This is a genomic window from Nitrospira calida, from assembly GCF_976986435.1.
The window spans coordinates 2,447,765-2,470,516 of record NZ_OZ335950.1 but is presented as its reverse complement, the minus strand read 5'-3'; the positions used below and the strand labels follow the sequence as shown (position 1 = coordinate 2,470,516).

The window sequence follows — 22,752 nt, the reverse complement described above, 5'->3', positions numbered from 1 at the left end:
CGCAATGCCCCCGATGTACGGGCTGGCTAGTCCAGGCCGTCCTTGAGGGGAAAGACCAGCGGCGTTGGCAGGTCATCCCCTGCCGGCGCTGCTGGAACTGCGGCTGGTACGGCGGAGAATCAATCCTGGACCGCCATCTCGCCTGGGCGGATAGCTGGTTGTTCGCTTAGGCTGAAGCAGCTGGAGCAGCGGTCCATGGATCCCGTCACCCGCCTTCGCCGGTGGCTTCCGGCTTTGGAGCCGGAGGATGCCCGGCAGTACTGGGCCGAGGCGGTGCTCGCGCTCGGGCCGGAAGCCTCCGAGCAAGCCTGCGTGGAGGCAGCCCTGGCTCGGGCGCGGGCGGACGGCTACGCTGACCCGCTGATCCATCCGGTGGACGGGGAGGATCCGGAGGGCCATCCCCGGTCCTGGCTCGCCACCCTGTCCGATGAGGGCGCTGGGGCGGCGGTGCTCGCGGAGCGGATCGGCGCGGGCGGGTCGGCGGTCCATCGGCGGAGGCCGGTGAGTCCGCGCAGGCTGCGCCGCCTGGTGTGCCGGGTGTTGACCGACACCGCCGGGCCGGACCGCGTGGTCCTGGGCCGGCGGTGGGGTCGGCTGCTGGCCGGGCTCGCGCCCGCGACCTTCCGGCAGGCTGCCCAAGCCGCTCGGGTGGCACTGGGCACGGCCTGGAACATCGAGGCGCGAGCCGTCCGGCTCATCCGGGCGCTGGCACGTCGGCCGGAGCAAGAGCCGGACCAGCTCCACTTCGAGTGGAGCCTGGAGCCGGCTGCCGGTCCGCCGGAGGCCGACCAGGGAACGCGGCCGGAGCTGGAGCCGGAGCCGGCCGACCAGCTGGCGCTGCCCTGGTAGACCCTGCAGAGAGAGGGGGGGGTCGTCAGTGAGCCCGTCAGGGCTCCTGGCGCCCCCTCTTTTTTTGCGCGGCGCCTCCGGCTCGGCCCCCGGCCGCTCAGCGCGGCGGGTAATACAGAAACAGAGTTCTTTCGTTTGTAGAGACCGGCACGGTCTCGAACCCTTCTCTCCCCCCCGCCTCTCAGACGCGGGGAGGGCCTCTCACTATCAATCATGGCGCTGTGCGCACCGGCGCCTGATCATACCTGGTCCATGCTCTGCCTCTCTTGCGCGCTTGAGAGGCTGAGGTGCGTCGTGGACCTGAAAGGAGCCCCCGTGACAGAAGCACTGACGCTTCTGTCCACGGTGGTTGCTCCGGCCTTCGTGGCTGGTCGGCTGGAACTCCAGCCGGTGAGCCACGACGCGCTCCCCACTCTCCTGGGGCGGGTGACCCGCAATCTCTGCGGGCATCCGGTGACGGACAAGGTCCTGCGGGATCTGTGCCCGTCCCTCCCGCCACAGGAGAAAGCCTTTTGGACGGGCCAAGGCGTTGGCCTGGCCATCCGTCCAAAGGGCGGGGTGCGTGGGGCTGGAGCGCAGGGTGACGTTCAAGTCACCCTCGAGGACCTCGAGGCGGTGCTAGTGACCTGGCACCCCTCGGTGGTCTAAGGCCACCGTGGCTCCGGCGCGACTCGCCGGATGGGACCCGAGCCTGGGGTCTCGGACTCAACCAGGCTGGCGTCCATGAGCGGGTCGCGCTCATGACGCACAGGGGCGAGCGGATGCGTTCCGTCCGCCCGCCCCTGCACAAACACCCACACCCGACCTCCTGGCGCGGGAACCCGCTCCAGGAGGTCTTGATTCAGGGTAACCGGGAGGAATCCTCGGATTCCTCCCAGTTACCCTGTTTGTCTTAGGAGAAAAACATGATACCAACAGTCATGTGTGCTGGCCAGCGGATTCCGCTGACCACCAAAAAACTCAAAAGAGGATTCGCCCTCGCGGCCATCCGCTACGGGTGGCTACGGGGGGAGTCGCTCCCCCGCACGGCGGACGCGCTCCGCCGTGCGTGCTTCAGCGAAGCGCGGAAGCGGGCGATATGGTCTACGAAATAGACCATATCGTCGTCACCGACGACGGCCATGAGTCTGAACGGCTGGCCGTCGTCGAGTCCGACTGGGAGGCGGTCGATGTGGCCCTCCTCTGGGCCTGGGCCCAGGGGAGGGCCATCGATCCCTCTCAGGTCGTATGCGTCGCCGACGCGGCTCTGATCGAGCCGCTGTCGGTACGCGTGGCCCCACGACGGCAGCCCTACGCCCGAGTAGGGCTACCGTCGTGACCCCCCCCACAGAGGGATCTTTCGGTGCATCCCCAGAAGGGTGCCTGGGAGATCCCTCTTTTTTTTAGGAAAACTGCCGCGGTAATCAGCGGGCGCCCCGCGCACGGCGCCCGTCATCATGAACCAGAACCAGAACCATTCCGGCTCCCTGCCGCGCAAGCAGGCAGGGAGGCGTGCGCGCCGGAGTGGCGGGGAGGCAGCGATGGAAACAAAAGTTGGTGTGCAAATAGAGGCCAGACGACGGGCAGTGCTTGTGTCACTGCACATGGAAAAGTGTCCGGTCAGCCTGTGCACCCTAGCTCATGCCGGAGTACTCAGCACGCTAGAGGATCTTAAAAAACAAGACGCAGTGAAATGGATCCGATCGAGGTATGACCGCTTCGTGGTCATGCCTCAGGACGACTGGGCCCCGCAGGAGCTGGCGGTGGCCATAAAGCAACGGCTAAGGCCCTGAGGCGTTGCGTCTGCTCGGTCTCTCCGAGATGTCGCTCGATCACGCCAAGGCGCACGAGGGCTTGGTCTCGGGGGGATTCGAGCAGGACGTAATCGACCGTCGAGCACAGGGCCCAGATTTCGTCACGCAGAGCGTCGCTGCTGTTAATCAGCTCGTACAGCTCTTCGTAGAAGAAATGCTTGAGGTTGTATTTCATAGTAGTTCATAGCGGAAAGCTGCGCGATCCTGAGCGCCCGCGAAGAGGGATCTTTCGGCCCTGCCCCCAGAAGGGCGCCTGAGAGATCCCTCTTTTTTTAGGAAAGTTGTAGCTGATCACCAACGCACCTCCTTCGTGAACAGGGGGACTATTGTAGCAGAGTCCCGCCTGTTCAAGCGAGCTGGGCCAATGGGCCGCATGGCCCGCCGGGAGCCACGGCGCGCGCGGGGAGGAAGTCGTCCTGAAGGAGGAGACCATGGAGACGATCGTCTGGCGGCCCTCACCGGAGAGCCCGCTGCTCTCGGCGGAGGTGCCGCATCTGGAGCCGATCCGCCGGGCGATCCGGGCGGGAGACGACCGGCCGGTCCGGCTGCCGGATGGCCGTCGGATACGGCCGAGCCAGCTCGTATCGGCCGCTCGGCGCGAGCCGGACGGCCGGCTGGTCGCGGCCTGGGCAGTACGCCGACACGGGCTCGATGGCGCGCATGAGTGGCGTGCCGCGTGGCGGCGTGTCGCGGCGGCCACGAGCGGGCTCACGCCGGCAGATCCACGCTGGACGCGCGTGCAGGAGACGCTCGGCACGCTCGACGCGGCCTGGACGTGGCGGGACGTGTTCGCCTGGGACGCGGCGGAGGCGACGCTCCTGGCGGTGGTGAACGCCGCCGGAGAATCAGAATCGAAGCATGTTCTTATAGGAGGACAGCGATGACAGGAACGGACAGAGTTGTCATAGCGGCGTCCTGGCCGACGCCGCAAGCGCTCACGGTGCTCCGGGAGCGCTATCTCGCCAAGGATCCCGACACGGGCGAGATCGTCGAGACGCCGGAGGAGATGATCAGCCGCGTCGCCCGCGGCATCGCCGAGAGCGAGCGGCTCTACGGCGGCGGCGCGGAGCAGATCGAGGCCGTCGCCGCGCAATGGGCGCGGCTGATGAGGGAGAACCGCTTCTGGCCGAATACGCCGACGCTCACCAACGCCGGCCGGCCCGACGCGATGAAACAGTACAGCGCCTGTTTCGTCGTTCCCGTCCCGGACTCGATGGACGGGATCGGGGAGGCGATCCGGGCGGCCCTGCTCATTCACAAGAGCGGGGGCGGCACGGGATTCTCCTTTAGCCGGTTGCGGCCGAAGGGGGACCGCGTGCGCTCGTCCGGCGGCGTGGCCTCCGGCCCGGTCTCCTTCATGAAGATCATCGACACGGCCACCGAACAGGTCCGCCAGGGCGGCACCCGCCGTGGCGCGAACATGGGGATCCTCAGCTGCGACCATCCGGACATTCTGGACTTTATCCGTTGCAAGGCGGAGGACGGCCAGATCCGGAATTTCAATATATCCATTGCCTGCACGGAGGCCTTCATGCAGGCGGTGGAGCGGGACGCCGACTGGCCGCTCGTCAATCCCCGCACGGGCCAGGCGGTGCGGACGCTGCGCGCCCGGCAGATCTGGGACGAGCTCGTCCGGCACGCGTGGCGGAACGGCGAGCCCGGGCTGTTCTTCATCGACCGGGCGAACGCCGACAACCCGATCCCGCATCTCGGGCGGATCGAGGCGACGAATCCCTGCGGCGAGAAGCCACTCTTGCCCTGGGACGCCTGCACGCTGGGGCACGTGAATCTCGAGGCCCATCTGGTCGAGCGGAACGGGCGAATGGGGCTCGACGAGGAGCGTCTCAAAGAGACGATCCGGCTCGGCGTGCGCTTCCTGGACAATGTGATCGACGCGGCGGACCATCCGCTGCCGCAGATCAACGAGATGACCAGGAAGACCCGGCAGATCGGCTTGGGCGTCATGGGCCTCGCCCGGGTGCTCATGGCCGAGCGACTGGCCTACGACAGTGACGAGGCCATTCGCGTGGTCGATCAGCTCATGAAGCGGATCGCCGGCTGGGCCTGGGAAGCCTCAGCGGCACTCGCAGCGGAGCGCGGGGTCTATCCGGCCTGGTCCGGGAGCCGACACGAAGCGGAGGGCCGCAAGGTCCGCAACAGCTTCGTGCTGACCGTGGCGCCGACGGGCACGACGGCGATGATCGCCCATACGAGCTCCGGCATCGAGCCGGAATTCGCGCTCGCGTGGGAGAAACGCGTACTCGACGGTAAGCGCATTCCCTACGTCTGTGAGCCGTTCGAGCGGGTGGCGCGCCAGGAAGGCTGGTGGTCGGACGGCCTGCGGGAGGCGATCGTGGCCAATCACGGCTCGTGCCGGGGGCTGGCCCAGGTGCCGGAGCGCTGGCAGCGGGTCTTCGCCACCGCGCACGACATCGCGCCGGAGTGGCACGTCCGCATGCAGGCGGCGGTGCAGCGGCATGTGGACAGCGCCGTCTCCAAGACCATCAATCTACCCGCGTCGGCCACGGTCGAGGACGTGGCGCGGGCCTATCGGCTCGCGTGGGAGCTGGGCTGCAAGGGCATCACGGTCTACCGGGACGGCTCCCGGCGGGATCAGGTGCTCAACGCCGGCACAGCGGCCGGCTGTCCGCCGCCGAGGCCGGCCGGCCGAGCCGGATCAGCCGATGGTGCTGCCGGCGGTGCTGGAGGCCCGGCGGGTGCGCGTGGACACGCCGGACGGCGGGATCTACGTGCATATCGGCTATGCCGACGGGCGGCCCGTGGAGGTCTTCGCCACGACCCCCGAGGAGGCCAAGCACGAGGAGGTCTATGAGGCGTTCGCCCGGATCTTCTCGATCGCGCTCCAATGGGGCGTGCCGCTGGAGAAGCTTCTCAAGCAGCTCGAAGGCGCAAACCGGAAGTACGGGTCGGTCTCGACCATTCCGGCGGCGATCCTCCGAGCCTTCCGCCTGCTCCAGCGCGAGGGCGTCCAGGCGGGAGCCGGCGCGTGCCCGAAGTGCGCGGCGGCGGTGGTGTACCAGGAGGGGTGCCTGAAGTGCCTCTCCTGCGGGTGGAGCCGATGCGACTAGATCGCCGACACGATCTCGTCGCGGTCTATGCCGTGAGCCGGCTGCGGCATCCCGAGCATCCCGGGATGACGCGACGCGAGTACGTGCTCGCGCGCCGGACGGGTGTGAGACGCCGGCTGCGGTGGCTCGGGGCCGGCGTGCTGGCCGGCCTGGCGGCGGCCGGCGCGGTGCTGGCGGGCGTGGTGGGCTAACGTCTGCCGCGTCCGCGAGGGGACATCGCGTGGGACGCGAGGGGTGGCGGGAGACGATCCCGCCGCCCCTTTTGTGTTTCGGGCCGCGGCGGAGTCAGATCAGTCTGAGCTGCGTGGCGGCGCGCTCCCGCCGCTAGCAGCGGCTCCACGGCCAGAGCTGCTAGACCGGGTGCGTTCGGCCATTCGTGCCCGGCATTACAGCCACAGAACCGAGAAAACCTATGTCGGCTGGATCAGGCGCTTTCTGTTATTCCATCGACATCACGATCCCTCGGCGATACACGAGGAGGGCATCGGGCATTTTCTCAGCAGCCTCGCGAGCGACCGTCGCGTCAGCGCCTCCACGCAGAACCAGGCCTTGAACGCAATTCTCTTCCTGTTCCGAGATGTGCTCGGCAAGGAGGTCGGGTACGTCGATGGCGTGGTGCGGGCCAAGAGACCGAAAAGGTTGCCGGTCGTCCTCGCGAAGGAAGAAGTGAGATTGATTCTCGCTCGTCTTCGCGGCACGGAATGGATCATGGCCATGTTGCTGTACGGCGCTGGGCTCCGGCTGATGGAATGCCTGCGTCTCAGAGTCAAGGATATCGACTTCACCCGCAACGAGATTCGCGTGCGCGCCGGCAAAGGCGACAAAGACCGTGTCACGATGCTGCCTGCAGCCGTCAAGGAACCCCTTCGCCGTCATCTCGATCAGGTGAAACAGCAGCACGAAGCGGATATCGGCAAGGGCTATGACGGCGTCTCCCTCCCTCATGCGTTAACACGAAAGTATCCGAATGCGGCGAAGGAGTGGGGTTGGCAATGGGTCTTCCCTGCGTCGAAGCTCTACCAGGATCGGCAATCCGGTGAGCAGAAACGGCACCATCTCCACGAATCCGTCTTGCAGCGGGCGGTCAAAGAAGCTGTTCGGGAAGCCGGGATCGCCAAACCGGCCAGTTGCCACACCTTTAGGCATTCCTTTGCCACCCATTTACTTGAGGACCGCTATGATATCCGGACGATCCAAGAACTCCTCGGGCATAAGGACGTCAGTACGACCATGATCTATACGCATGTCCTCAATCGAGGCGGGCATGGCGTAGACAGCCCCGCAGACCGCCTCTGATTCCAATTGATCGGTCCGGGATATACTGCGGGCTGATCGCCGGATAGACTGCAGGTTTCGCAGTCTATCCCGGTGGGTGAAGTAGGTTGAAATCTTTATTAGTGATTGATTTAGTGGTAGATTCGTCGTCCAAGAATCGCTGAGGCAACCGGGCTATGCTGCGCGGGTAGCCTGCAGCAGACTTAGTAGTTAGGCGTCCTCATGGGGCACGGTAGCGAACAACGCGCACGGGGAGCGCAGTAGATGGGACTTCTCGACGACATCCAAGCGGCGGTTCTTGAGGAAAACTCCAATCTAGGGCCGATTCTCTTGAAGGTTCGACTATTGGCCGCTCGTTTAGGCAGCCAACCTCTCGCGGATTGGGTCAAGCACGAATCCGAGGGCTATCCACCTGATTCTCCCCTACCGGACTACCGAATCATCCCGGTCAGTTATACGGGGACCTTCTCCGGCCCGTTTGGCTCCGGCATAAGAAACGCGCCTATACCACCGTATTTGATCGAGAAGTTTGCTGGCGAGAAGTGGACCCGCCATGAAATGCGTCAAAGCATTGCCGCAGTGGACGCTCTCTTAGCTTCAGCGAAAGATGGAGGCTCCTTCACAATCAATGCCGCCAACCTCATTCTCTTGCTTCAAGGCAAAGTGTACGAAGACTACGCATGCAATTCGATCTCAGGAACGGTATCGCGTGCGGCATTGGCAGAGATTAGACATGCCGTCCGCAGTCGACTCCTTGAACTTACGATCGCGCTTGAAAAATCCGTCCCGGAGGCTGCCGCGATCGACATCGGTAAGAAAACTTCCGGATCGAGCCAGAATTCCGCTGTCGCAAATCAGATTTCTCAACAGATAATCTACGGGAATGTGACGACGATCTCCGCGACAGGAGATGGCGCGCACATCAATGTTGCGGTTGGGAAGGGCGACGCACGAGCGTTGGTCGAAAATCTCGCGCGAGCGGGAATATCCGAATCCGACGCTAGGGAATTAGCGAAGATAGTTGAAAGCGAGAAACCCGAGAGCAAAGAAGAGCCATTCGGACCGCGGGCCAAGACATGGCTGCTTGAGAACCTCAAGAAGGCTGCGAACGGAACGTGGAAAGTGGGGGTTTCCATGGCAACGGACGTTATAAAAGAAGCGGTACTGAAGTATTACGGCCTGAAGTGATGGCGCGCACGAAGACGCCTAACAACACGCTGCACCGGACGCGCGCGCGAGCGTCGCAGCTGTTCGAACGTTGCGCCGCGCGCGCCGGTGAGCGTGGACGTTAGGCTGACAGGTGAGCACGAGGGTGTCGGTGCGAGTCGAACTTCGATGGTCAAGATACTCGAAGCTGACGGAGGCACGGACGGTCTTCCCACACCAGTCGTGCGTGTACGTCCAGGCCGACAAGCATGGGCATCCGATGCGGGTCGGCAGGGCCTCGAAAGGACTTGACAAGCGACATCACGGCGGCGACGGGTACGCAATAGACGCAGCCATGCATGAGTCAGGCAATCTCGTCTTCGTCGCGCCTGTAGACACGGCCTTGTGCAAAGCGGTCGAGAATGAGCTGATCTGGCAAGGGCGTCGCGTCCTGACCTACAACAATCAGGGCAAGTTGAAACGGCCACGTCAGCGGATCGCGATCGAGCATTCCGGCGAAAGTCCAGTCCTCACCGACTTCAATGCCGGCGCATAGCTGTACGACCTCGCGCTGTTCATCGGTGGAGCCATGACGAGTCCCACGGGCAAGTTGACCGAGGACAACCAGGGCTATTGGGACCGGATCAAGCGCGCAAGATCATGGGTAGATCGTGCGCAGGCAGTGGAATCCGCGGCGATCGACAGCGAACCCCACGCTGACCCCCAGGGACTCTTCATCATGTACTGGATCGGCTTCAACGCCCTGTACGGCCGCGTGAACGAAACCGGTCACGGACGCTACCTCCGTCCGGGCGACGACGACGCCCGATGGTTTCTCCGCAGGGTCTGTGAACTCGATGCCGGGACTGGGCGCATCGCGGCAGCTATTTCAGGGGTCCGCAAAGATGCGCACTCACTCCTCAGGTCCCGGTACTTGTCCGACGCGTACTGGAGAGAGGGCTACAGTCCCGGTGTTAAGCGGCAGTTGGAAGAGGAGACAGCGGCGGCCGAAGAGGCCCTGGATTCTGGCGATCTTCATTCCTACTTGGTGAGCCTCCTGTGGGGCCGCGTCCGCGCTCTGAGAAATCAGATCTTCCATGGCTGCTCGACAAATCAAGGCAGCCTGAACAAGGACGCGCTTGAGCCGGCACTTCGCGTGCTAAGCGAACTGATTCCCGCGTTCGTTGATGTCATGGAGGCGAGGGCCGACAAGGAGAACGACTGGCCGCGCATTCCGTTTCCCCGTCGGGGCTCGCCGCAGCATCCAACGGCCCGGAGCCATCGGCAGTGATGCCGCCAGAAGTGCGTGAAGGGCAGAGGGCAGCCCAACTTCGCAGTCGAGCGGGCCGCTGGCTCGCATTCGCTCGCCGTGGCCGCTCACCGCGGCGTTAGCCAGCCAAATGAGAAGTGCTCGATGACGAAAGAACTCTCACGCATCTACCCGCTCCGCAGAAGTGGTAACGAACCGCTTCACTCAAACGGGCATTCTCTTGGTGTTACTTTGCTCGATTTTTGGCGTTGGAGCTCATCCGATCTGATAAGCAACGCTACACGTGGGGTTCTGGCAGAATTCATCGTTGCCAGTGCGCTTGGCATCAAATTGGATAGTGTTCGAGACGAGTGGGGAGCTTTTGACTTGGAGACACCAGAGGGAATCACGGTCGAAGTCAAGTCCGCCGCTTACATCCAAAGCTGGAGCCAGCGCAATTTGTCGTCTATTATGTTCCGTGTTCCAAAAACAAGAGCGTGGAATGCTGACACCAATGTTCAGGAGAAAGAACCTCGACGACAAGCCCAAGTATATGTCTTTGCGCTTCTGGCTCATCAAGACAAGGCATCCATTGATCCTCTAAATGTGGACCAGTGGCAATTCTTTGTTTTGCCCACCGAAGTTCTTGATGCCCGTATTCGTAGTCAGCATTCAATAACTCTGCGCAGTCTTGAAAGACTTGCAGGACAAGCAATTCCCTACGACGCATTACGAGAAGCAGTACGCAGAGCAGTTAGAGAAAAAACGGCTGGCTAACAACGGGTTGCAGCCGACGTTGCTCCGCTGCGCTCCGCAACGCGGCTGAACCGGAGCGTTCGGCGGCAAGACGCACTGACCACACGACGACAGAGGACGCACCGATGACCAAGACCGGCAGTACGACACAGGTTCACCTGTTCTCTGGATGGAAGGGACACGAGCGCGATCCGGTGATCGGCGAGGTCTACACTCGCGGGAACGTCTCTATCCACTTCGACCACGCGGAGAAGCTCTACGCGGAGTGGACGGCTCCAACGTGCATCATTTCCGACGGTCCATATGGGGTCAGCGGTTTTCCTGGCGACACCCATAAGGCGGAATCTCTCGCCGAGTGGTACGAGCCCCACATCAAGGCGTGGAGCAAATACGCCACGCCGGAAACGACTCTTTGGTTTTGGGGCACGGAGGTCGGGTGGGCTACGGTCCATCCGATGCTGATTTCCAATGGATGGGAGTATCGCTGTTGCAACATCTGGGACAAAGGTCTCGGTCACGTCGCGGGCAACGCGAACACCCAGACGCTTCGCCAATTCCCCGTCGTGACAGAAGTCTGTGTCCACTACGTCAAGGCAGCCCTATTCAAGGTTGGCGAGCAATCATTGACCATGCAAGACTGGCTTCGCCACGAATGGAGGCGCACCGGCTTGCCATCCGGCTGGCAAACGAAGCCTGTGGGGTTCTCAATGCTGCCACCCGCAAGTACCTCACGGCTGACCACCTTTGGTATTACCCGCCGCCGGAGGCCTTTGTGAAGCTGGCTCAGTACGCGAACGAGCACGGAGACCCAGCAGGGAGACCCTACTTCAGCATCAATGGGAGGTCCGCCATATCCGGCCAGCAGTGGGCGAAGCTACGGGCAACGTTGACCTGTGACGTAGGCATTACCAATGTTTGGCGCGAACCGCAGGTTGGCGGGTCGGAGCGAATCCAAGGAACGCGAAACGGGATGAAGTACAAATTCAGCAGCCTTCATGGGAGCCAGAAGCCGCTAAAGCTCATCGACTTAACGATTCGTGCGTCAACGGACAAGGGAGACGTTGTCTGGGAGCCATTTGGCGGCCTCTGTCCTGGCGCCGTCGTCTCATATCACCTTGGCCGGGTCTATCGGGCTGCAGAGATTATCCCAGAGTTCTATGCTGCAGCGGTAGAGAGGTTAGCCAAGTCATGAAAAGCAAGGGACAGCCGCCTGCGCCATCCAGAGCATTGCCTGAACCGGGCGATGACCATTATCAGCTCTACAAAGACGTGCGGGAAGCAATCTCCTCTCTGCCGATCTACTTTCGCACGGAGCCCCATATTTCCGGGCTCATGGCGACCGACCTCCATACACTGAACACGGTGCTTGGCGCCACGATTGAGGAACAGGTGGTGCGTACTTTGAACCTGATCCGCAACACATGGGATCCGGACGAGAAGTACAGCCTTTACAGCTTCGTGAGACAGGCGCAGACGTTCCCCGACGTGCTCCTGCGGAAGACATCGACGGACGAATTCTCTTGGGGATCGAATTGAAGGGATGGTACTTGTTGGCCAAAGAGGCCGAACCCAGTCTCAGGTTTCAGGTGACCGCCGCCGCGTGTGCCCAGCGGGACTTAATTGTCGTCGTACCGTGGGTTCTTGGTAACGTAATCAGCGGGTCTCCTATTCTCTTCGAACCGTTCATTGAGTCCGCCAAGTATGCGGCGGACTATCGCAATTACCACTGGCAATACATCTGCGAAACCGACGCGGCCATTCAACGGTATGCGGTCCGCCTGCGGCACCCAGCGTTTAGAGACCACCTGGATGTCCACGTCGTGCAGAAGCTGGCCTCCCGTGCGTTTGCGGCGGCCAACGCGTGGCTGCTCGGGTCAAGGGGCCGCCCGCGGTTCAAGGGCGACCGCCAGATGGACACGGTGGAGGGCAAGTCCAACCACGCGGGTATCCGCTGGCGCGGTGATCACGTTGAATGGTTCGGACTCAGCCTGCCGGCCGTCATCGACCCCCGTGATCAGGTGATCACCCATGCGCTCGGCTGCAGGGCGAAAGACGTGCGGCTGGTCCGCCGGAAGATGAAGGGCCGGGATCGGTTCTACGTTCAACTCGTCTGTGAAGGCGTCCCGTATCGAAAGGCGCGCCATCGGATCGGCAAGGGCGAGGTGGGCTTGGACATTGGTCCCTCCACCATTGCGGCGGTTGGGGAGGATGCCGCCTTCCTGGAGCGGTTCTGCGAAGAGGTGGTTCGGAAGAACCGGCTGATTCGCAGGATCCAGCGCAAGCTGGACCGCCAGCGCCTGGCGAACAATCCGGACAACTGCTTGCCCGACGGGAGAGTCAACCCCGGCCCGAAACGATGGGCGGCGTCAAACCGCCAGCGTCAGACCCAGGACCAACTGGCGGAGCGGCTTCGTTGCGAGGCAGCCCACCGCAGGACGCGACACGGCCAGTTGGCCAACCGCGTCCTGGCGCTGGGCCGGGTTGTCAAGATGGAGACAGTTCCGTACCGCGCATTCCAGCAGCAGTACGGCAGGTCGGTGAGCGTGCGCGCGCCGGGGAGGTTGGTGTCGATGCTCCGTCGCAAGGCTGCAAGCGCCGGCGGCAGGGTGGTCGAGTTCCCGACGCGCCACACGAAGCTTTCCCAGGTCTGCCACGGCTGTGGTACGGTTAAGAAGAAGTCCCTTTCCCAACGCATCCACGTCTGCGAATGCGGGGTCGAGATGCAGCGCGACCTCTACTCGGCGTATCTGGCGCGATGTGTTGGGGATGATGATTTGCTCCATGCGGACACAGTGCGTAAGTGTTGGTCAGGTGCGGAACCGCTCCTGCGGGCGGCGTGGAGCAAAGCCACAGAACCTGCGAATGGGCGGCGGAAGCCGTCCTCCTTCGGGGCAGCACCCCGGAGTCGGAGCGGGTCGCCCGCAGAAGAGGGGAGAGCTCAAGCCGAGGTCCCGGATGCTGTAGCGCACCCGCAAGGGTGTGGCGAGAGCCGGGGAGAGGCGGCGGTGGTTCCCCTTAGAACCCCCCCCGGCTTTAGCCGTGGGGAGGTTCAGTCCTCCACAACGTACTTCTGGTTGGCAATGATGTCGCCTGCGGGCTGATCTTCTTTTGGACCAGTTCGTCCTTGCGCTTGTACGGGCGGCCTTTGATGACTTTCTCGGCGGAAGCCTCGCCAATGCCAGGCAAGGCCTGGAGTTGGTCCGCGTTGGCAGCCTTGATCTCGAGGGGTGCGGCGTTCTCTGCTGCCTCAGCCGATGGAATGGTCCCTTGCTGGGTCAGGAACGAACCAAAAGGCGGTCTCGGACCAGATCAACGCGCAGTTGACGGAGGAGCAGCGGAAAAAGCTGGCCGAACTCAAACAGACCTCCCAGCGCCGGGCCGCAGGCAGGGAGCCGACGGGTCATGCGGGGCCCGGTTATAGAGAGCGCCAGGGCTCCCTCGGCTTCGATTACTTTCTCGATCAAATCGGGCGCCTGGGGCTTACGCCGGAACAGGTCGCAGCGTTAGTGGCTGTGGAAAACGAGACGAGAAAAACGGTCTTGATCGAGCAGGCGAAGCTCAAGGGGGCCGAACTAAAACTCATGAACCTTCTTCGTGATCAGGATTCGCGGACACCGGTGTCCGAAGAGAAGATCGCGACCGCCGTTCATGGCCTTGAAGAAGTGCGGAGCAGGATCACCCACGTGAAGGCGCTCGGCTATCTCAAAGCGCGACAGCTCCTCACCCGAGAGCAGCAACAACGCGTGCATCCTCCGCAGACGCTTGAGGACGGCAGGTAGGAGCTTGCCGGCATTCGCTCCGGGATTGGCTGTTTGGTCCTCCACGGCGCCCGCACGATCTTATCTCGTTGTTCGTGAAGCGTGATTCTTGGTCTATCTGGTTCGTTGGGTCTATCTGGTCTGTTTGGTTCTGTGCACGAGATAGACCAGATAGACGAGACAGACCATCTTCGCTTGCCTTCCGCATGTGCCATAAGCTATCAGCCACAAGCCATTTGCCATCCGCGTCTTTTGAATCAGTTGCGGAAGATGGCCGGCCAGCTAGGGGAACCGTATCAGACGCTCCTTCACGAACTGCTGGAGCGAGCCGCGTTCCGAGCTGCGTGAGCAAATGAAACAAAGCTTCCCGACCCCTTTTTCCTGCTCCGAGCCGAGTGCGAGCGGCGTCGGGACCAGTTCAGCCTCCGGTACCGAGCCGTGGCCCCGAAGGCCGTCGAGCGCTTACAGACGGATTGGGAGCGCCTCGTCACCTTCTCTCAGTTCCCGAAGGAGCACTGGCGGCATCTGCGCACGACAAACGTCGTCGAGTCGCCCTTCGCCGCAGTCCGCCTGCGCACCGCCGCGGGCAAGCGTTACAAGCGCGTCGAATCGGCGACCGCTTTGATCTGGAAAGTCCTGCAGGTCGCCGAGCAGACGTTCCGGCGCCTGAACGCGCCCGAGTTGTTGCCGGCCGTGTATGCCGGCGCGCAGTATGTGGATGGCGTTCAGAAAGATCACGTCATCCGACAGGAGGTCGCCGCCTGATTCTATTGACACACCTATTGACAAGGCCTCTGGAGTCTTTATATGTATCATGCCCGCAGTAGTTCTTATTTGGGCACATGGCCAGTTCAAAATCGGCGGATCGTGGCCGTGAGGCTGGTCATCATCGATCACCCATTCATCAGGAGGACCGAACGATGGGCAAACGCAGACAACTTGGACGTTCCTTTGCAGGAATTCTCTCTCTCTCTCTCTCTCTCTCTCTCTCTCTCTCTCTCTAACTAGCCTTCCAGCCCAAGCCGAAACCTACGTCGCCGGCCAGATCGGGGTGAACATCCCCCAAGATTTTAGCAATACGGAGTGGAGCGCGTTCGGAGCTACTGTCAGCGGAAACGATCTCTCGCTGCAAACTTCCCTGGCATATGGGGCCAAATTGGGATACTACTTTGAATCGGTGAAGTGGTTAGGCGTCGAAACCGAAGTGTTCAATGCAACCCCTAACATCAAGCAGCAAAACTACATCGTAGGGGGCACGAGTTTGGGGACTGTGCAAGGGATAAACAATCGGATCTTGACCTGGGCTCCAATCAATGTTGTGGTCAGATATCAGATGGGAGCTCTCGAACCCTATGCCGGGGTTGGACTAGGCGTGTTCTTCTCTCACCTTTCGGCGAACGGGTTTTCTAGTTCTAGCACGGACGTCGGACTTAACACACAGCTTGGACTCAGGTATCGAATAACTAACCAGGTGGCCGTTTTCGGAGAATGGAAATTCAATCACGTCAATATCAGCCACGACAATCTAGCTGGAACAGGGTTCAACGTATCGGCCGATTATAATGCCAACAATCTCGTCTTCGGCGTCGGGTACCACTTCTAGTTCCGTGGTCGGTTGCTAGAGGTAGGATTTCGGGCCGTTATTTTTGGCCAGTTTGCCATGGCCGGCTACACTGCTCCCCTCTAAGACAACGGCCAGCTGAACTAAGTAAACTGTGGCTGATCCACCAGGGAGGGATCAGCCATGAAGCGACGGAAGTGGGACGCGAAAACCAAAACCAGCATCGTGCTCGAAGGCCTCAAGGGCAAATCCGTCACGGCCATCTGTCAGGACCACCAGATCAGCCAAGCAGGGTGCGGCGGACCTCAGCGAGGTCTGCGGGAGCAAGCAGGGTCTCGAGTGTGGAATGATCCAGGAGCGGCATCATCGAGCAACGGCCTCCTGTCGGGCGCCCATCATAGCGTGCCGCGCGCGCGGCTCGCAAGCCTCCGCGGCGCGGGCGCGCGTCTGGTGCGCGCAGCCTTGGCACAACCAGGCGGACGGCGCGGCGGCGGCCGGCCGGCGCGGCACGGAAAGCAGTGCGCCGACGTGGCGCCGGCAGCCCGGGCAGCGGAAGCCGGCGGCCGGTTCGGCGGCGCGGGGCGCGGTCTCGCCCCGCGCGGTCTTGCGTGGAATGCTGAGTCTCATGGCAACCTCCTTCTCTGATGGCCTCCTATCTGGAAGGAGTCTGTTCAGATCGCGGCCAAGGCCTCGGCAGAGAGCCTCGCGCGGCTGACGGACCGCGCGCCGACTGGGCGCTACGCCGGCCGGATCGCCTTATCCTCTAGCGGATGGCCGTGCGTTCACGCCGGCCGCGCCAGCGGTCTGCTGTACCCTCTCAGAGACAGTCTGTTCAGGGCGAACCAGAACGTGCCAGCCGGCCGTCGCTGATACCGGGAATACGGAGAGCAGAAGACCTACCTACCTGTAGCGCGCGTCCAGCGCGCGAACCCCACGTGCCTCTCACCACACGCCGCCCTGAACGGGGTGGCTGCTGAAACGGCTCGTCCTGAGCCAGAGGAGCGGTTCCATGAAAATCATTTTGGAGTACCGCCGCCGGCCGAAGCCGCGTGGCGGGTATCCCTACCCCTTGGAGTACAGTCTGTACTCCGAGGGAAATTCCCGGGGATGGGCGGCGCTTATCACCGTCTATCGACCCTGGATGAGGGTCTCCCCGGCCTTTGATCTGTCGGGCACACGCTATCATCCCGGCGGATCTGTTGCCCTGGAGGAGAACATCGATCTCCAGGGCCGGCCATCCGGGCTGGCGCTGCGTCTGCATCTGCCAGCCAAGAGGGTCCCTGTGCTCCGCTGCTTCGATTGCAAAGCGGACCGGGAGACGTTCATCGCCGCCCTCCACCAGCTGGTGGAGCAGGCGCGGGAGGCCTGGGCGGCGTTTTGGCGGGACAACCCCCCGGACGCCGGAAGCCCACTCCAGCGGCTCACCATCGGCCTGCCGGAACCGGAGGAGCTGTGGACGCTCGCTCCCACCCGGCGGTACGACTGGTGAGTCCGCATACCGCCGCGCCGGGCTGATCCACCCGCCGCGGCAGAACATCCGGATCAACACACACACCATCGCCCGACAAACCGGGAATCGGGCGAATGACGCGGGCGGCGCGTGCCGAACCCGGCGGCACAGATGGACCGATACGGGTCCACAGCCGGGACCCGAGCGAGCATCGCTCGGATGCCGCATCGTCCTGCCCTCGGGCGGCGGTGCGGAAGGAGCCCGAGGCGCTGGGCGTAACAGAGCGCAACTCAGTCAGGCGGGGTCGAACCCGCCGAAGCGGCTTCATCCGCGACTGGGGTAGGTGGAGCGGACTGCGCGTCCGCACAGTCCGCTCCACCTATGGCATATCGTCTCAGTTTGTGTCTCAGTCTGAAGGAGGGGTCATGACCGATTTGATTTCCGCCGCCGCGGCACTGCGTGCCCGGCTGCAGGCACAGGGCGCCGTGACCGTTATCGTGGAGTACGATGGGTACAGCGATAGCGGGTATGTAGAGCACATTGGGGTGCACGATAAGGATGGTGCCCCGATCGCGTCCGCCGAGGAAGCGGAGATCGCGGATCTCTTCTACGAGATTCTCGGTCGCCGGTTCGACGGCTGGGAAAACGACGAGGGCGCGTGCGGCGTCTTCACCTGGGATCTCCGCACGAACGAGCTCGTGCACGAACACCGCGTGCGTTACGAGGCATACAACGAGCATACGGTGTCCGGTTGGGCCGGGCTTGGCGGCGAAGCCGAATCCGCCGAAGCCCGCGAGGAGGCGCCCTGATGCACGCCCTCTTTCATGCCCTGTCCTGCGTGCGGCGGTGGGGTGGCCGCGCGGAGGATTATCTGCCCGTTCATGAGTGGCTCGATGCCACCAAGGAGCTGATGGCGGATTGCCGCCATCGCGCCCTGAGGCATCACAGCCACGGGGTCTTTGAGGCCGAGCGGCTCTTCGGCCGCTCGATCGTCAACGCGGACGGCAAGATCGTGCCCGTCCGCGAGATCGCCGAGCGGCATATTAAGGAAGATTGTGGCGGACACATTCCCACGGTGGCCGACTGGCTCTCGCGGATGCGGATCGAGAGCTGGATGAACAGGGGCTACCGTGAGCCGGACGGTGAGGAGACGGCGAACCATGGATAGCTCCGACACGAATAGGCTCGTTCTGGCCTACGTGGCCAACCGCCTCCGGCATCCGGAGCATCCCGGCCTGACGCGCCGCGAGTACGTGCTGCACCGCCAGTGGGCCAGACGCCGGCTCATCTGGCAGCTTGCGGCGATGCTGAGCGTGGGCGTGCTGCTTGCGGTGAGTCTGTTTTAAGCAAACAAATAGCGGAGCGGCCGGTGCTGCCGATGACTGGCCGCTCCGCCTCCCACTAAAGAGCGGTGGCGCCGACCATCACTCTGGAACGCATTGGCGTATGGGACTGGAAATGCCCCGATTGGGGCACGCAGGCGGGACACCTATGGACGAGGAATACGGAGGAGACATGACACAGGACCATGTTGTCGTCCAGGATCTCTTGGATGAGGCCAGGAAGCGGGGCGTGGACTTGTCCTGCCTGGACGAAGATGCGCGGCTGTGGATCAGGACGCTGCTCTATGGCTGATGGCAAGGCGATCGAGCAGCTCGCCGCCCAGATCGGCCGGCTGGTCGCGGAGAAGAACGCGGCCTACGGCGACAGCTTCGCGAAAAGCGGGGAGTTTCTCCGCTTGCTGTATCCGGACGGCATTAAGCCGGAGCAGTACGGCGACATGCTGCTGGTCGTCCGCATCTTTGATCAGCTGATGCGCGTGGCGACCAGCAAGGCCGCGTTCGGCGAGTCGCCGTACGCAGACATCGCCGGCTACGGCCTGCTGGGGGCATACAAGGACGGTTGATTCTGACAACGGCCTCGTGGGTCGGGGGATGTCCTCGGCTCACGAGGCCGTTTTGTTTGTGGGGGAAATGGCCGCTACAGCGTTTTCAGGAACTCGATAAGCGCCTTGCGGTCTTCCGCCGGGAGGTTCAGATAGCGGGCGCGCGACCCGGCGGCCTCGCCGTCGTGGAACAGAATCGCCTGCTCGATGTTGTTCGCCCGTCCATCGTGGAGCAACAGATGTTCGCGGAAGCGCAGACCCCAGAGCGGCGGCGTCCGGTATTCCGAAGTCTGGGCGACGCCTAATGAGACCTGGTCGTCCAGCGTCGGCCCCATGTCGTGCAGGAGAAAGTCGGAGTAGGGCGCGATGTTCTGATCCAGCAACGCGCGGACTGAAGACGGCTGCGGGAGATCCGGACGCGCGGCGGGTCGGCCGCCGGTGCGGAACGAGGGGACGTGACAAGCCGCGCAGGCGAGGTCTCTGAACACCCGCGCGCCGCGGGCCGATCCTGTCTCGCCGAACTCGCCTGTCCCGCGAGGCGGCGGTGCCAGCAGCGCGATGAAGTCCACGAGCGTCCGCACGGTTCCAACGTCACGTTCGGACTCGGCACCTGTTGGAGACGTGGCCGTGCAGGGAACGGCAACGGAACGGTCTCCTCTTCAAACCCTGGGATCGGCGACGTGAGGCCCAGTTCCTGCCGCAACGCATCGGCCACGAATTCCACGAGGCTGCCGATGTGAGCCTGCGAGCCGAACCGCATCAGATGTCCATCCCTCCCGATCGCGGGTCGCCCGCTGATGCCGTCTCCGTTCCGATCCTCGGGATCGGCGTGGGCGAGGATCGCTTCCTCCGGGATGGCGGCGATGAGGCCCAGGCCCAACAGCGACGGCGGTTTCCGTTTCGAGATGACCGCGCCCTGGGGCAAGGCCGGGACCGGCATCCCGCCGATGGCCTTGTCATGGAACAGCCGCCCGTGCGTCTCGTGCCCATCCCGGTAGCGCAGATTGCTGCGATAGCCCGGCCCGTGGCCGCCGATGGTGGGGATATGGTGGCAGGCGGCGCAGGCCCGCGCATTGAAGAGGGGTCCCAGGCCATCCCGGGGTGCGAATTCGAATTCGAACAGGCGTCGGCCTTCCTCAAACCGTGCCCGCTCCTCCGTAGTGAGTCCGGACAGCGGAACCGGCGGCTGCCGGGTGTCTGTCCCTTGTGAGATCGCCGGACCGGCCGTGACGGCGAGCACCAAGATGATCGCTCCCCGTGTGGCAGAGCGGCTTCCTGGTGAACAGTTCGGTCTCATAGAGAACGGGCCTCCACTTTGCTCAAGCGTCTGGTTGTGGACAAGCGCAACGCGACCTATGTCGTGCTCGCACCAGCGAGCGAGCCATGTGCCGCGGTACTATCCAGTTAGGAACTGTTTGCCTTGCTTGTAGGCTCGAGGTCTCGAGCCGGACGAAGCGGACGAGCACTTCTGTTTTCTCGTCTTGCAACCGTTCTTTCCACGATTGCTCAGTATTTTACATTGACACTCCCACGGCTGAAGCCGTGGGAGTGTCAAAGACAGTAGGAGCCACCATGCGGGTTGTGCTGGAGTACCGCCGCGGGCTAAAGCCCCGCGGGCAATACGCCTATCCCCTCTTCTATGCCTTAGATACCGAAGGGCAGCATAGGGGGTGGAGAGTCTCCTGCGCCAGGGAAATCCCCTGGTGCTGGATGTCCAGACGTCCCTCGCTTGAAAAGCGGGATGTCTGGAACAGCAGCGGCTCCCTGTTCGTGCGGGAGCTGCTGAACGAACGGCCCCCGCGGTTGCGGGTGGAGGTGGTGCTGCCGGCCGGGCGCGTCGAGCGCGAATGGTATTTTCAGCGTGCGGGAAGCCGCCCGGATCGGGCGCGCTTCCCGCTTTGTCTTTGTCGCCGATAGGGAGGAACGCATGCGGCAGACAGGCGCGCGGCGAGAGACGGATTCCTGCTATCTCGCGTTGTATCACGCCCAGACCCCCGACGAGCTGTACCAGTGGATGTATCGGGAGGCCGGCGCGGTCCCAGGGGCCGCCGATCTCCTGAAGCAGGCCTTTCCCGCGTGGATCAAGGCGTCCGAGCCGCACTGGCGGCGCTACCAGCGGTTTGTCGAGCGGTGGGTGCGAGATGAGCTGTCGACAGAGGATTGGGCGCAGTGGGGACAATGGCTCGGCACGGATCTGCAGACGATCGTCAACAACATCGCTCCGCCACCTGGTGCGCCCCGCTGGAGCCTCGCCGGCTGGCTGCTCACCGCAATAAGGACCCATCCGCATGAGCCGTTGGCGGAAGCCTACCGGCAAATCGCCGAGCGGATGATTCGCGAGCGATGCGGAACAGACACGAGGCCCCAATTCTGTACGGCCTGCGGGCGGCTGTTTGAGCCAGGGCGAGTCACACAGCGGTGGTGCAGCACAACGTGTCGGTATCGCATCAACCAGCGCGATGCTCGCCGGCGCAAGTCTGGTGTCGAACTCGGAGACGCCAGCGAGTTGCCGCGAATCGAGCCGGCTGCGGTGGAGCATCGGCAGAGTTGAGCAGGAGCGGAATACCCCTATAATCTGGGTGGGGTCCTGCCTGTTCTCTCGCGCAGGCGCGTCAGTAGGGAGGATGGCATGCGGCATGGGAACATTCGGCCGGAGCCGGAGGCCTGCTATCTGGCGCTCTATAACACCGAGAGCCCATCGGATCTCTTCCGATGGATGACCACACAGGTCGGGAATGCTCCTTGGGCCGCGGATCTCCTGCGGCAGGCGTTTCCGGCGTGGATGGATGCGTCGCAGCAGCTCTGGCAACGGTACAAGCGGTTCGCCGAGCGGTGGGTGCGGGATGAGTTGACTGAGGCAGACTGGCGGCATCTGTGGCGGTGGCTCGGCACCGATGCCCAGACGGTGTTCCAGCGGGTCTGTCCCTTGCCTGATACGCCGCGCTGGAGCTTAGCTGCATGGCTGATCTCCGCCATGAAAACCAACCCCCACGAGCCGTTTCAGGAAGCGTATCGACAGATCGCCGAGCGCACCGCGCGCGAGCGGCTGACCGGTCTGCTCCGGCCACGCTTGTGTCTGGCGTGCGGCCGGTTGTTCGAGCCCGACCGCGTCACGCAGCAGTATTGCCAGCCTCGCTGCGCGACCCGCCTGCGGCACACTCAGTGGCGAGCCCGGCGTCAACGAAGGACCCAGATCACTGGGACAAGAGAATCAGGAGAGACCGCCCGGAGCGGCGACGCACCGCCGAGTCCGTTGAGTGCCTTGCCGGTGCAAGGGCGGCGCTGATAGGATTCACGCCGTCGAGCATGCTCGATGCAGCCTTGGCAAATCCAAGCGGTCGGCAAAACGGCGCGGACCGCCTGTCGCAGTTGCAGCAGGGCCCCAACCTGGCGTCGGCAGCCTGGACAGCGGAAGCCGATGGCGGGTTCAGCGGCGTGGGATCCAACACCGCGAGATGTGGTCTGATGGCGATGGTTGGGCATCATAGAACCCTCGCACGCCGGAAACCCCGGACTTCAGTCCGGGGTAGGTGACCGGACGCGTTCTCCTCCGTGGATATCTATCAGGAGGAAGCCCGTTCACGATCCGTGTGGGCTGCGGACACACTCGACCTCAGGCGACGGATGGGATGGCGGAGGTCACGTCTACGTACTATCCTGCAAAATAACCTGTTGTGAAAAGCGTTGTGAAAAGACCGGAGAAAACCGGGGAAATAGGAGGAAGGGCGGGAATGGGGAAAGTGGCAGATTGTCTAGACAGATCAAGAGCTTAGAGGCAATATCAAGGAGTTCCTAAAATGGCCAGAAAAGGTTTTCGAGACCGCCCGATTCGGCCACTCTCGCACCTCTCCACCTGTTTTTGTCGCGTCGACCGCTGGGCGATGCTTCCAGGCGGCCGGTGAGAACCTCGAAGGTATCGGAGCTTATCGTGAGCGTGAAAC

General features: G+C 63.0%; 31 protein-coding genes and 2 pseudogenes. 29 read left to right on the top strand and 4 right to left on the bottom strand.

Annotated elements, in window-relative coordinates:
* The first annotated feature begins 42 nt into the window (after positions 1–42).
* The 4 genes from ACWHTU_RS12175 (at position 43) to ACWHTU_RS12160 (ending at position 2,167) form a co-directional block, all read left to right on the top strand.
* Positions 43–849 carry a hypothetical protein gene (locus ACWHTU_RS12175; RefSeq protein ID WP_447859636.1) on the top strand — a complete coding sequence of 269 codons (807 nt, stop codon included), beginning with the start codon at positions 43–45 and terminating at the stop codon, positions 847–849.
* Between the two features lie 315 nt (positions 850–1,164).
* Positions 1,165–1,497, top strand: coding sequence for a hypothetical protein (locus ACWHTU_RS12170; protein ID WP_447859635.1), 333 nt, complete (start codon positions 1,165–1,167; stop codon positions 1,495–1,497).
* A 257-nt stretch (positions 1,498–1,754) separates the two neighbouring features.
* Positions 1,755–1,943, top strand: coding sequence for a hypothetical protein (locus ACWHTU_RS12165; protein WP_447859634.1), 189 nt, complete (start codon positions 1,755–1,757; stop codon positions 1,941–1,943).
* A complete protein-coding gene (locus tag ACWHTU_RS12160; protein ID WP_447859633.1) occupies positions 1,928–2,167 on the top strand; it encodes a hypothetical protein in 240 nt (79 codons plus the stop codon). The genes ACWHTU_RS12165 and ACWHTU_RS12160 overlap by 16 nt, the downstream gene beginning before the upstream one ends.
* A gap of 386 nt (positions 2,168–2,553) precedes the next feature.
* On the opposite strand, the gene ACWHTU_RS12155 is transcribed toward ACWHTU_RS12160, so the two are convergent.
* Positions 2,554–2,817, bottom strand: a complete 264-nt coding sequence (locus tag ACWHTU_RS12155) for a hypothetical protein (protein ID WP_447859632.1) — start codon at positions 2,815–2,817, stop codon at positions 2,554–2,556.
* 256 nt (positions 2,818–3,073) lie between these two features.
* Here ACWHTU_RS12155 and ACWHTU_RS12150 point away from each other — a divergent pair, with 256 nt between their 5' ends.
* The 13 genes from ACWHTU_RS12150 (at position 3,074) to ACWHTU_RS12090 (ending at position 13,258) form a co-directional block, all read left to right on the top strand.
* Positions 3,074–3,526 (top strand): hypothetical protein, encoded by a 453-nt coding sequence (locus ACWHTU_RS12150; RefSeq protein WP_447859631.1) that lies wholly within the window; start codon positions 3,074–3,076, stop codon positions 3,524–3,526.
* Positions 3,523–5,475 carry an adenosylcobalamin-dependent ribonucleoside-diphosphate reductase gene (locus ACWHTU_RS12145; protein ID WP_447859630.1) on the top strand — a complete coding sequence of 651 codons (1,953 nt, stop codon included), beginning with the start codon at positions 3,523–3,525 and terminating at the stop codon, positions 5,473–5,475. Before ACWHTU_RS12150 ends, ACWHTU_RS12145 begins: the two co-directional genes overlap by 4 nt.
* Positions 5,360–5,731 carry a TSCPD domain-containing protein gene (locus ACWHTU_RS12140; protein WP_447859629.1) on the top strand — a complete coding sequence of 124 codons (372 nt, stop codon included), beginning with the start codon at positions 5,360–5,362 and terminating at the stop codon, positions 5,729–5,731. Before ACWHTU_RS12145 ends, ACWHTU_RS12140 begins: the two co-directional genes overlap by 116 nt.
* Entirely contained in the window at positions 5,722–5,922 is a 201-nt protein-coding gene (locus ACWHTU_RS12135; protein ID WP_447859627.1) for a hypothetical protein, read from the top strand. Before ACWHTU_RS12140 ends, ACWHTU_RS12135 begins: the two co-directional genes overlap by 10 nt.
* A 169-nt stretch (positions 5,923–6,091) precedes the next feature.
* Positions 6,092–7,027: an integron integrase gene (locus tag ACWHTU_RS12130; RefSeq protein WP_447859626.1), complete on the top strand. Its 936-nt coding sequence runs from the start codon at positions 6,092–6,094 to the stop codon at positions 7,025–7,027.
* Between the two features lie 243 nt (positions 7,028–7,270).
* Positions 7,271–8,194, top strand: coding sequence for an AbiTii domain-containing protein (locus ACWHTU_RS12125; RefSeq protein WP_447859625.1), 924 nt, complete (start codon positions 7,271–7,273; stop codon positions 8,192–8,194).
* Between the two features lie 238 nt (positions 8,195–8,432).
* Positions 8,433–8,708 carry a hypothetical protein gene (locus ACWHTU_RS12120; protein WP_447859624.1) on the top strand — a complete coding sequence of 92 codons (276 nt, stop codon included), beginning with the start codon at positions 8,433–8,435 and terminating at the stop codon, positions 8,706–8,708.
* Between the two features lie 33 nt (positions 8,709–8,741).
* On the top strand, positions 8,742–9,443 hold the full coding sequence (locus ACWHTU_RS12115) for a hypothetical protein (RefSeq protein ID WP_447859622.1): 702 nt from the start codon (positions 8,742–8,744) through the stop codon (positions 9,441–9,443).
* A 123-nt stretch (positions 9,444–9,566) separates the two neighbouring features.
* The gene (locus ACWHTU_RS12110; RefSeq protein WP_447859621.1) at positions 9,567–10,178 is read left to right on the top strand and encodes a hypothetical protein; all 612 of its coding nucleotides are present in this window, start codon (positions 9,567–9,569) and stop codon (positions 10,176–10,178) included.
* A gap of 104 nt (positions 10,179–10,282) precedes the next feature.
* Positions 10,283–10,933 carry a hypothetical protein gene (locus tag ACWHTU_RS12105; RefSeq protein ID WP_447859620.1) on the top strand — a complete coding sequence of 217 codons (651 nt, stop codon included), beginning with the start codon at positions 10,283–10,285 and terminating at the stop codon, positions 10,931–10,933.
* Positions 10,930–11,349: a DNA methyltransferase gene (locus tag ACWHTU_RS12100; RefSeq protein ID WP_447859619.1), complete on the top strand. Its 420-nt coding sequence runs from the start codon at positions 10,930–10,932 to the stop codon at positions 11,347–11,349. The genes ACWHTU_RS12105 and ACWHTU_RS12100 overlap by 4 nt, the downstream gene beginning before the upstream one ends.
* Complete coding sequence (locus tag ACWHTU_RS12095; protein WP_447859618.1) at positions 11,346–11,693, top strand: hypothetical protein; 348 nt, start codon at positions 11,346–11,348, stop codon at positions 11,691–11,693. The genes ACWHTU_RS12100 and ACWHTU_RS12095 overlap by 4 nt, the downstream gene beginning before the upstream one ends.
* Entirely contained in the window at positions 11,678–13,258 is a 1,581-nt protein-coding gene (locus ACWHTU_RS12090; protein ID WP_447859617.1) for a zinc ribbon domain-containing protein, read from the top strand. Before ACWHTU_RS12095 ends, ACWHTU_RS12090 begins: the two co-directional genes overlap by 16 nt.
* Here the strand turns inward: ACWHTU_RS12090 and ACWHTU_RS12085 are convergent.
* Positions 13,191–13,376, bottom strand: a complete 186-nt coding sequence (locus tag ACWHTU_RS12085) for a hypothetical protein (protein WP_447863355.1) — start codon at positions 13,374–13,376, stop codon at positions 13,191–13,193. The genes ACWHTU_RS12090 and ACWHTU_RS12085 overlap by 68 nt on opposite strands.
* A 35-nt stretch (positions 13,377–13,411) precedes the next feature.
* Here ACWHTU_RS12085 and ACWHTU_RS12080 point away from each other — a divergent pair, with 35 nt between their 5' ends.
* The 9 genes and pseudogenes from ACWHTU_RS12080 (at position 13,412) to ACWHTU_RS12040 (ending at position 18,832) form a co-directional block, all read left to right on the top strand.
* Positions 13,412–13,936 carry a hypothetical protein gene (locus tag ACWHTU_RS12080; RefSeq protein ID WP_447859616.1) on the top strand — a complete coding sequence of 175 codons (525 nt, stop codon included), beginning with the start codon at positions 13,412–13,414 and terminating at the stop codon, positions 13,934–13,936.
* Positions 13,937–14,287: 351 nt separating this feature from the next.
* Positions 14,288–14,680 (top strand): annotated as a pseudogene (locus ACWHTU_RS12075) (transposase); the annotation flags it as partial.
* A 127-nt stretch (positions 14,681–14,807) separates the two neighbouring features.
* Positions 14,808–15,518: a porin family protein gene (locus ACWHTU_RS12070; RefSeq protein WP_447863354.1), complete on the top strand. Its 711-nt coding sequence runs from the start codon at positions 14,808–14,810 to the stop codon at positions 15,516–15,518.
* A gap of 141 nt (positions 15,519–15,659) precedes the next feature.
* Positions 15,660–16,121: a hypothetical protein gene (locus ACWHTU_RS12065; RefSeq protein WP_447859615.1), complete on the top strand. Its 462-nt coding sequence runs from the start codon at positions 15,660–15,662 to the stop codon at positions 16,119–16,121.
* Positions 16,122–16,485: 364 nt separating this feature from the next.
* A complete protein-coding gene (locus tag ACWHTU_RS12060) occupies positions 16,486–16,965 on the top strand; it encodes a hypothetical protein (protein WP_447859614.1) in 480 nt (159 codons plus the stop codon).
* A gap of 386 nt (positions 16,966–17,351) precedes the next feature.
* Positions 17,352–17,735, top strand: coding sequence for a DUF6878 family protein (locus tag ACWHTU_RS12055; protein WP_447859613.1), 384 nt, complete (start codon positions 17,352–17,354; stop codon positions 17,733–17,735).
* Entirely contained in the window at positions 17,735–18,094 is a 360-nt protein-coding gene (locus ACWHTU_RS12050; RefSeq protein WP_447859612.1) for a DUF6915 family protein, read from the top strand. Before ACWHTU_RS12055 ends, ACWHTU_RS12050 begins: the two co-directional genes overlap by 1 nt.
* Positions 18,087–18,272, top strand: coding sequence for a hypothetical protein (locus ACWHTU_RS12045; RefSeq protein WP_447859611.1), 186 nt, complete (start codon positions 18,087–18,089; stop codon positions 18,270–18,272). Before ACWHTU_RS12050 ends, ACWHTU_RS12045 begins: the two co-directional genes overlap by 8 nt.
* 281 nt (positions 18,273–18,553) lie before the next feature.
* Complete coding sequence (locus tag ACWHTU_RS12040; protein ID WP_447859610.1) at positions 18,554–18,832, top strand: hypothetical protein; 279 nt, start codon at positions 18,554–18,556, stop codon at positions 18,830–18,832.
* A 74-nt stretch (positions 18,833–18,906) separates the two neighbouring features.
* On the opposite strand, the gene ACWHTU_RS12035 is transcribed toward ACWHTU_RS12040, so the two are convergent.
* Entirely contained in the window at positions 18,907–19,392 is a 486-nt protein-coding gene (locus tag ACWHTU_RS12035) for a di-heme oxidoredictase family protein (protein ID WP_447859609.1), read from the bottom strand.
* Positions 19,393–19,541: 149 nt separating this feature from the next.
* A pseudogene (locus ACWHTU_RS12030) lies at positions 19,542–19,751 on the bottom strand (di-heme oxidoredictase family protein); the annotation flags it as partial.
* Positions 19,752–20,383: 632 nt separating this feature from the next.
* On the opposite strand from ACWHTU_RS12030, the gene ACWHTU_RS12025 reads away from it, so the two are divergent.
* The 3 genes from ACWHTU_RS12025 to ACWHTU_RS12015 all read left to right on the top strand — a co-directional run bounded on the left by ACWHTU_RS12025 (position 20,384) and on the right by ACWHTU_RS12015 (position 22,097).
* Positions 20,384–20,728, top strand: a complete 345-nt coding sequence (locus tag ACWHTU_RS12025; protein ID WP_447859608.1) for a hypothetical protein — start codon at positions 20,384–20,386, stop codon at positions 20,726–20,728.
* 10 nt (positions 20,729–20,738) lie between these two features.
* Positions 20,739–21,362 (top strand): hypothetical protein, encoded by a 624-nt coding sequence (locus ACWHTU_RS12020; protein ID WP_447859607.1) that lies wholly within the window; start codon positions 20,739–20,741, stop codon positions 21,360–21,362.
* Positions 21,363–21,440: 78 nt separating this feature from the next.
* Positions 21,441–22,097 (top strand): hypothetical protein, encoded by a 657-nt coding sequence (locus tag ACWHTU_RS12015; RefSeq protein WP_447859606.1) that lies wholly within the window; start codon positions 21,441–21,443, stop codon positions 22,095–22,097.
* Positions 22,098–22,752: the final 655 nt, after the last annotated feature.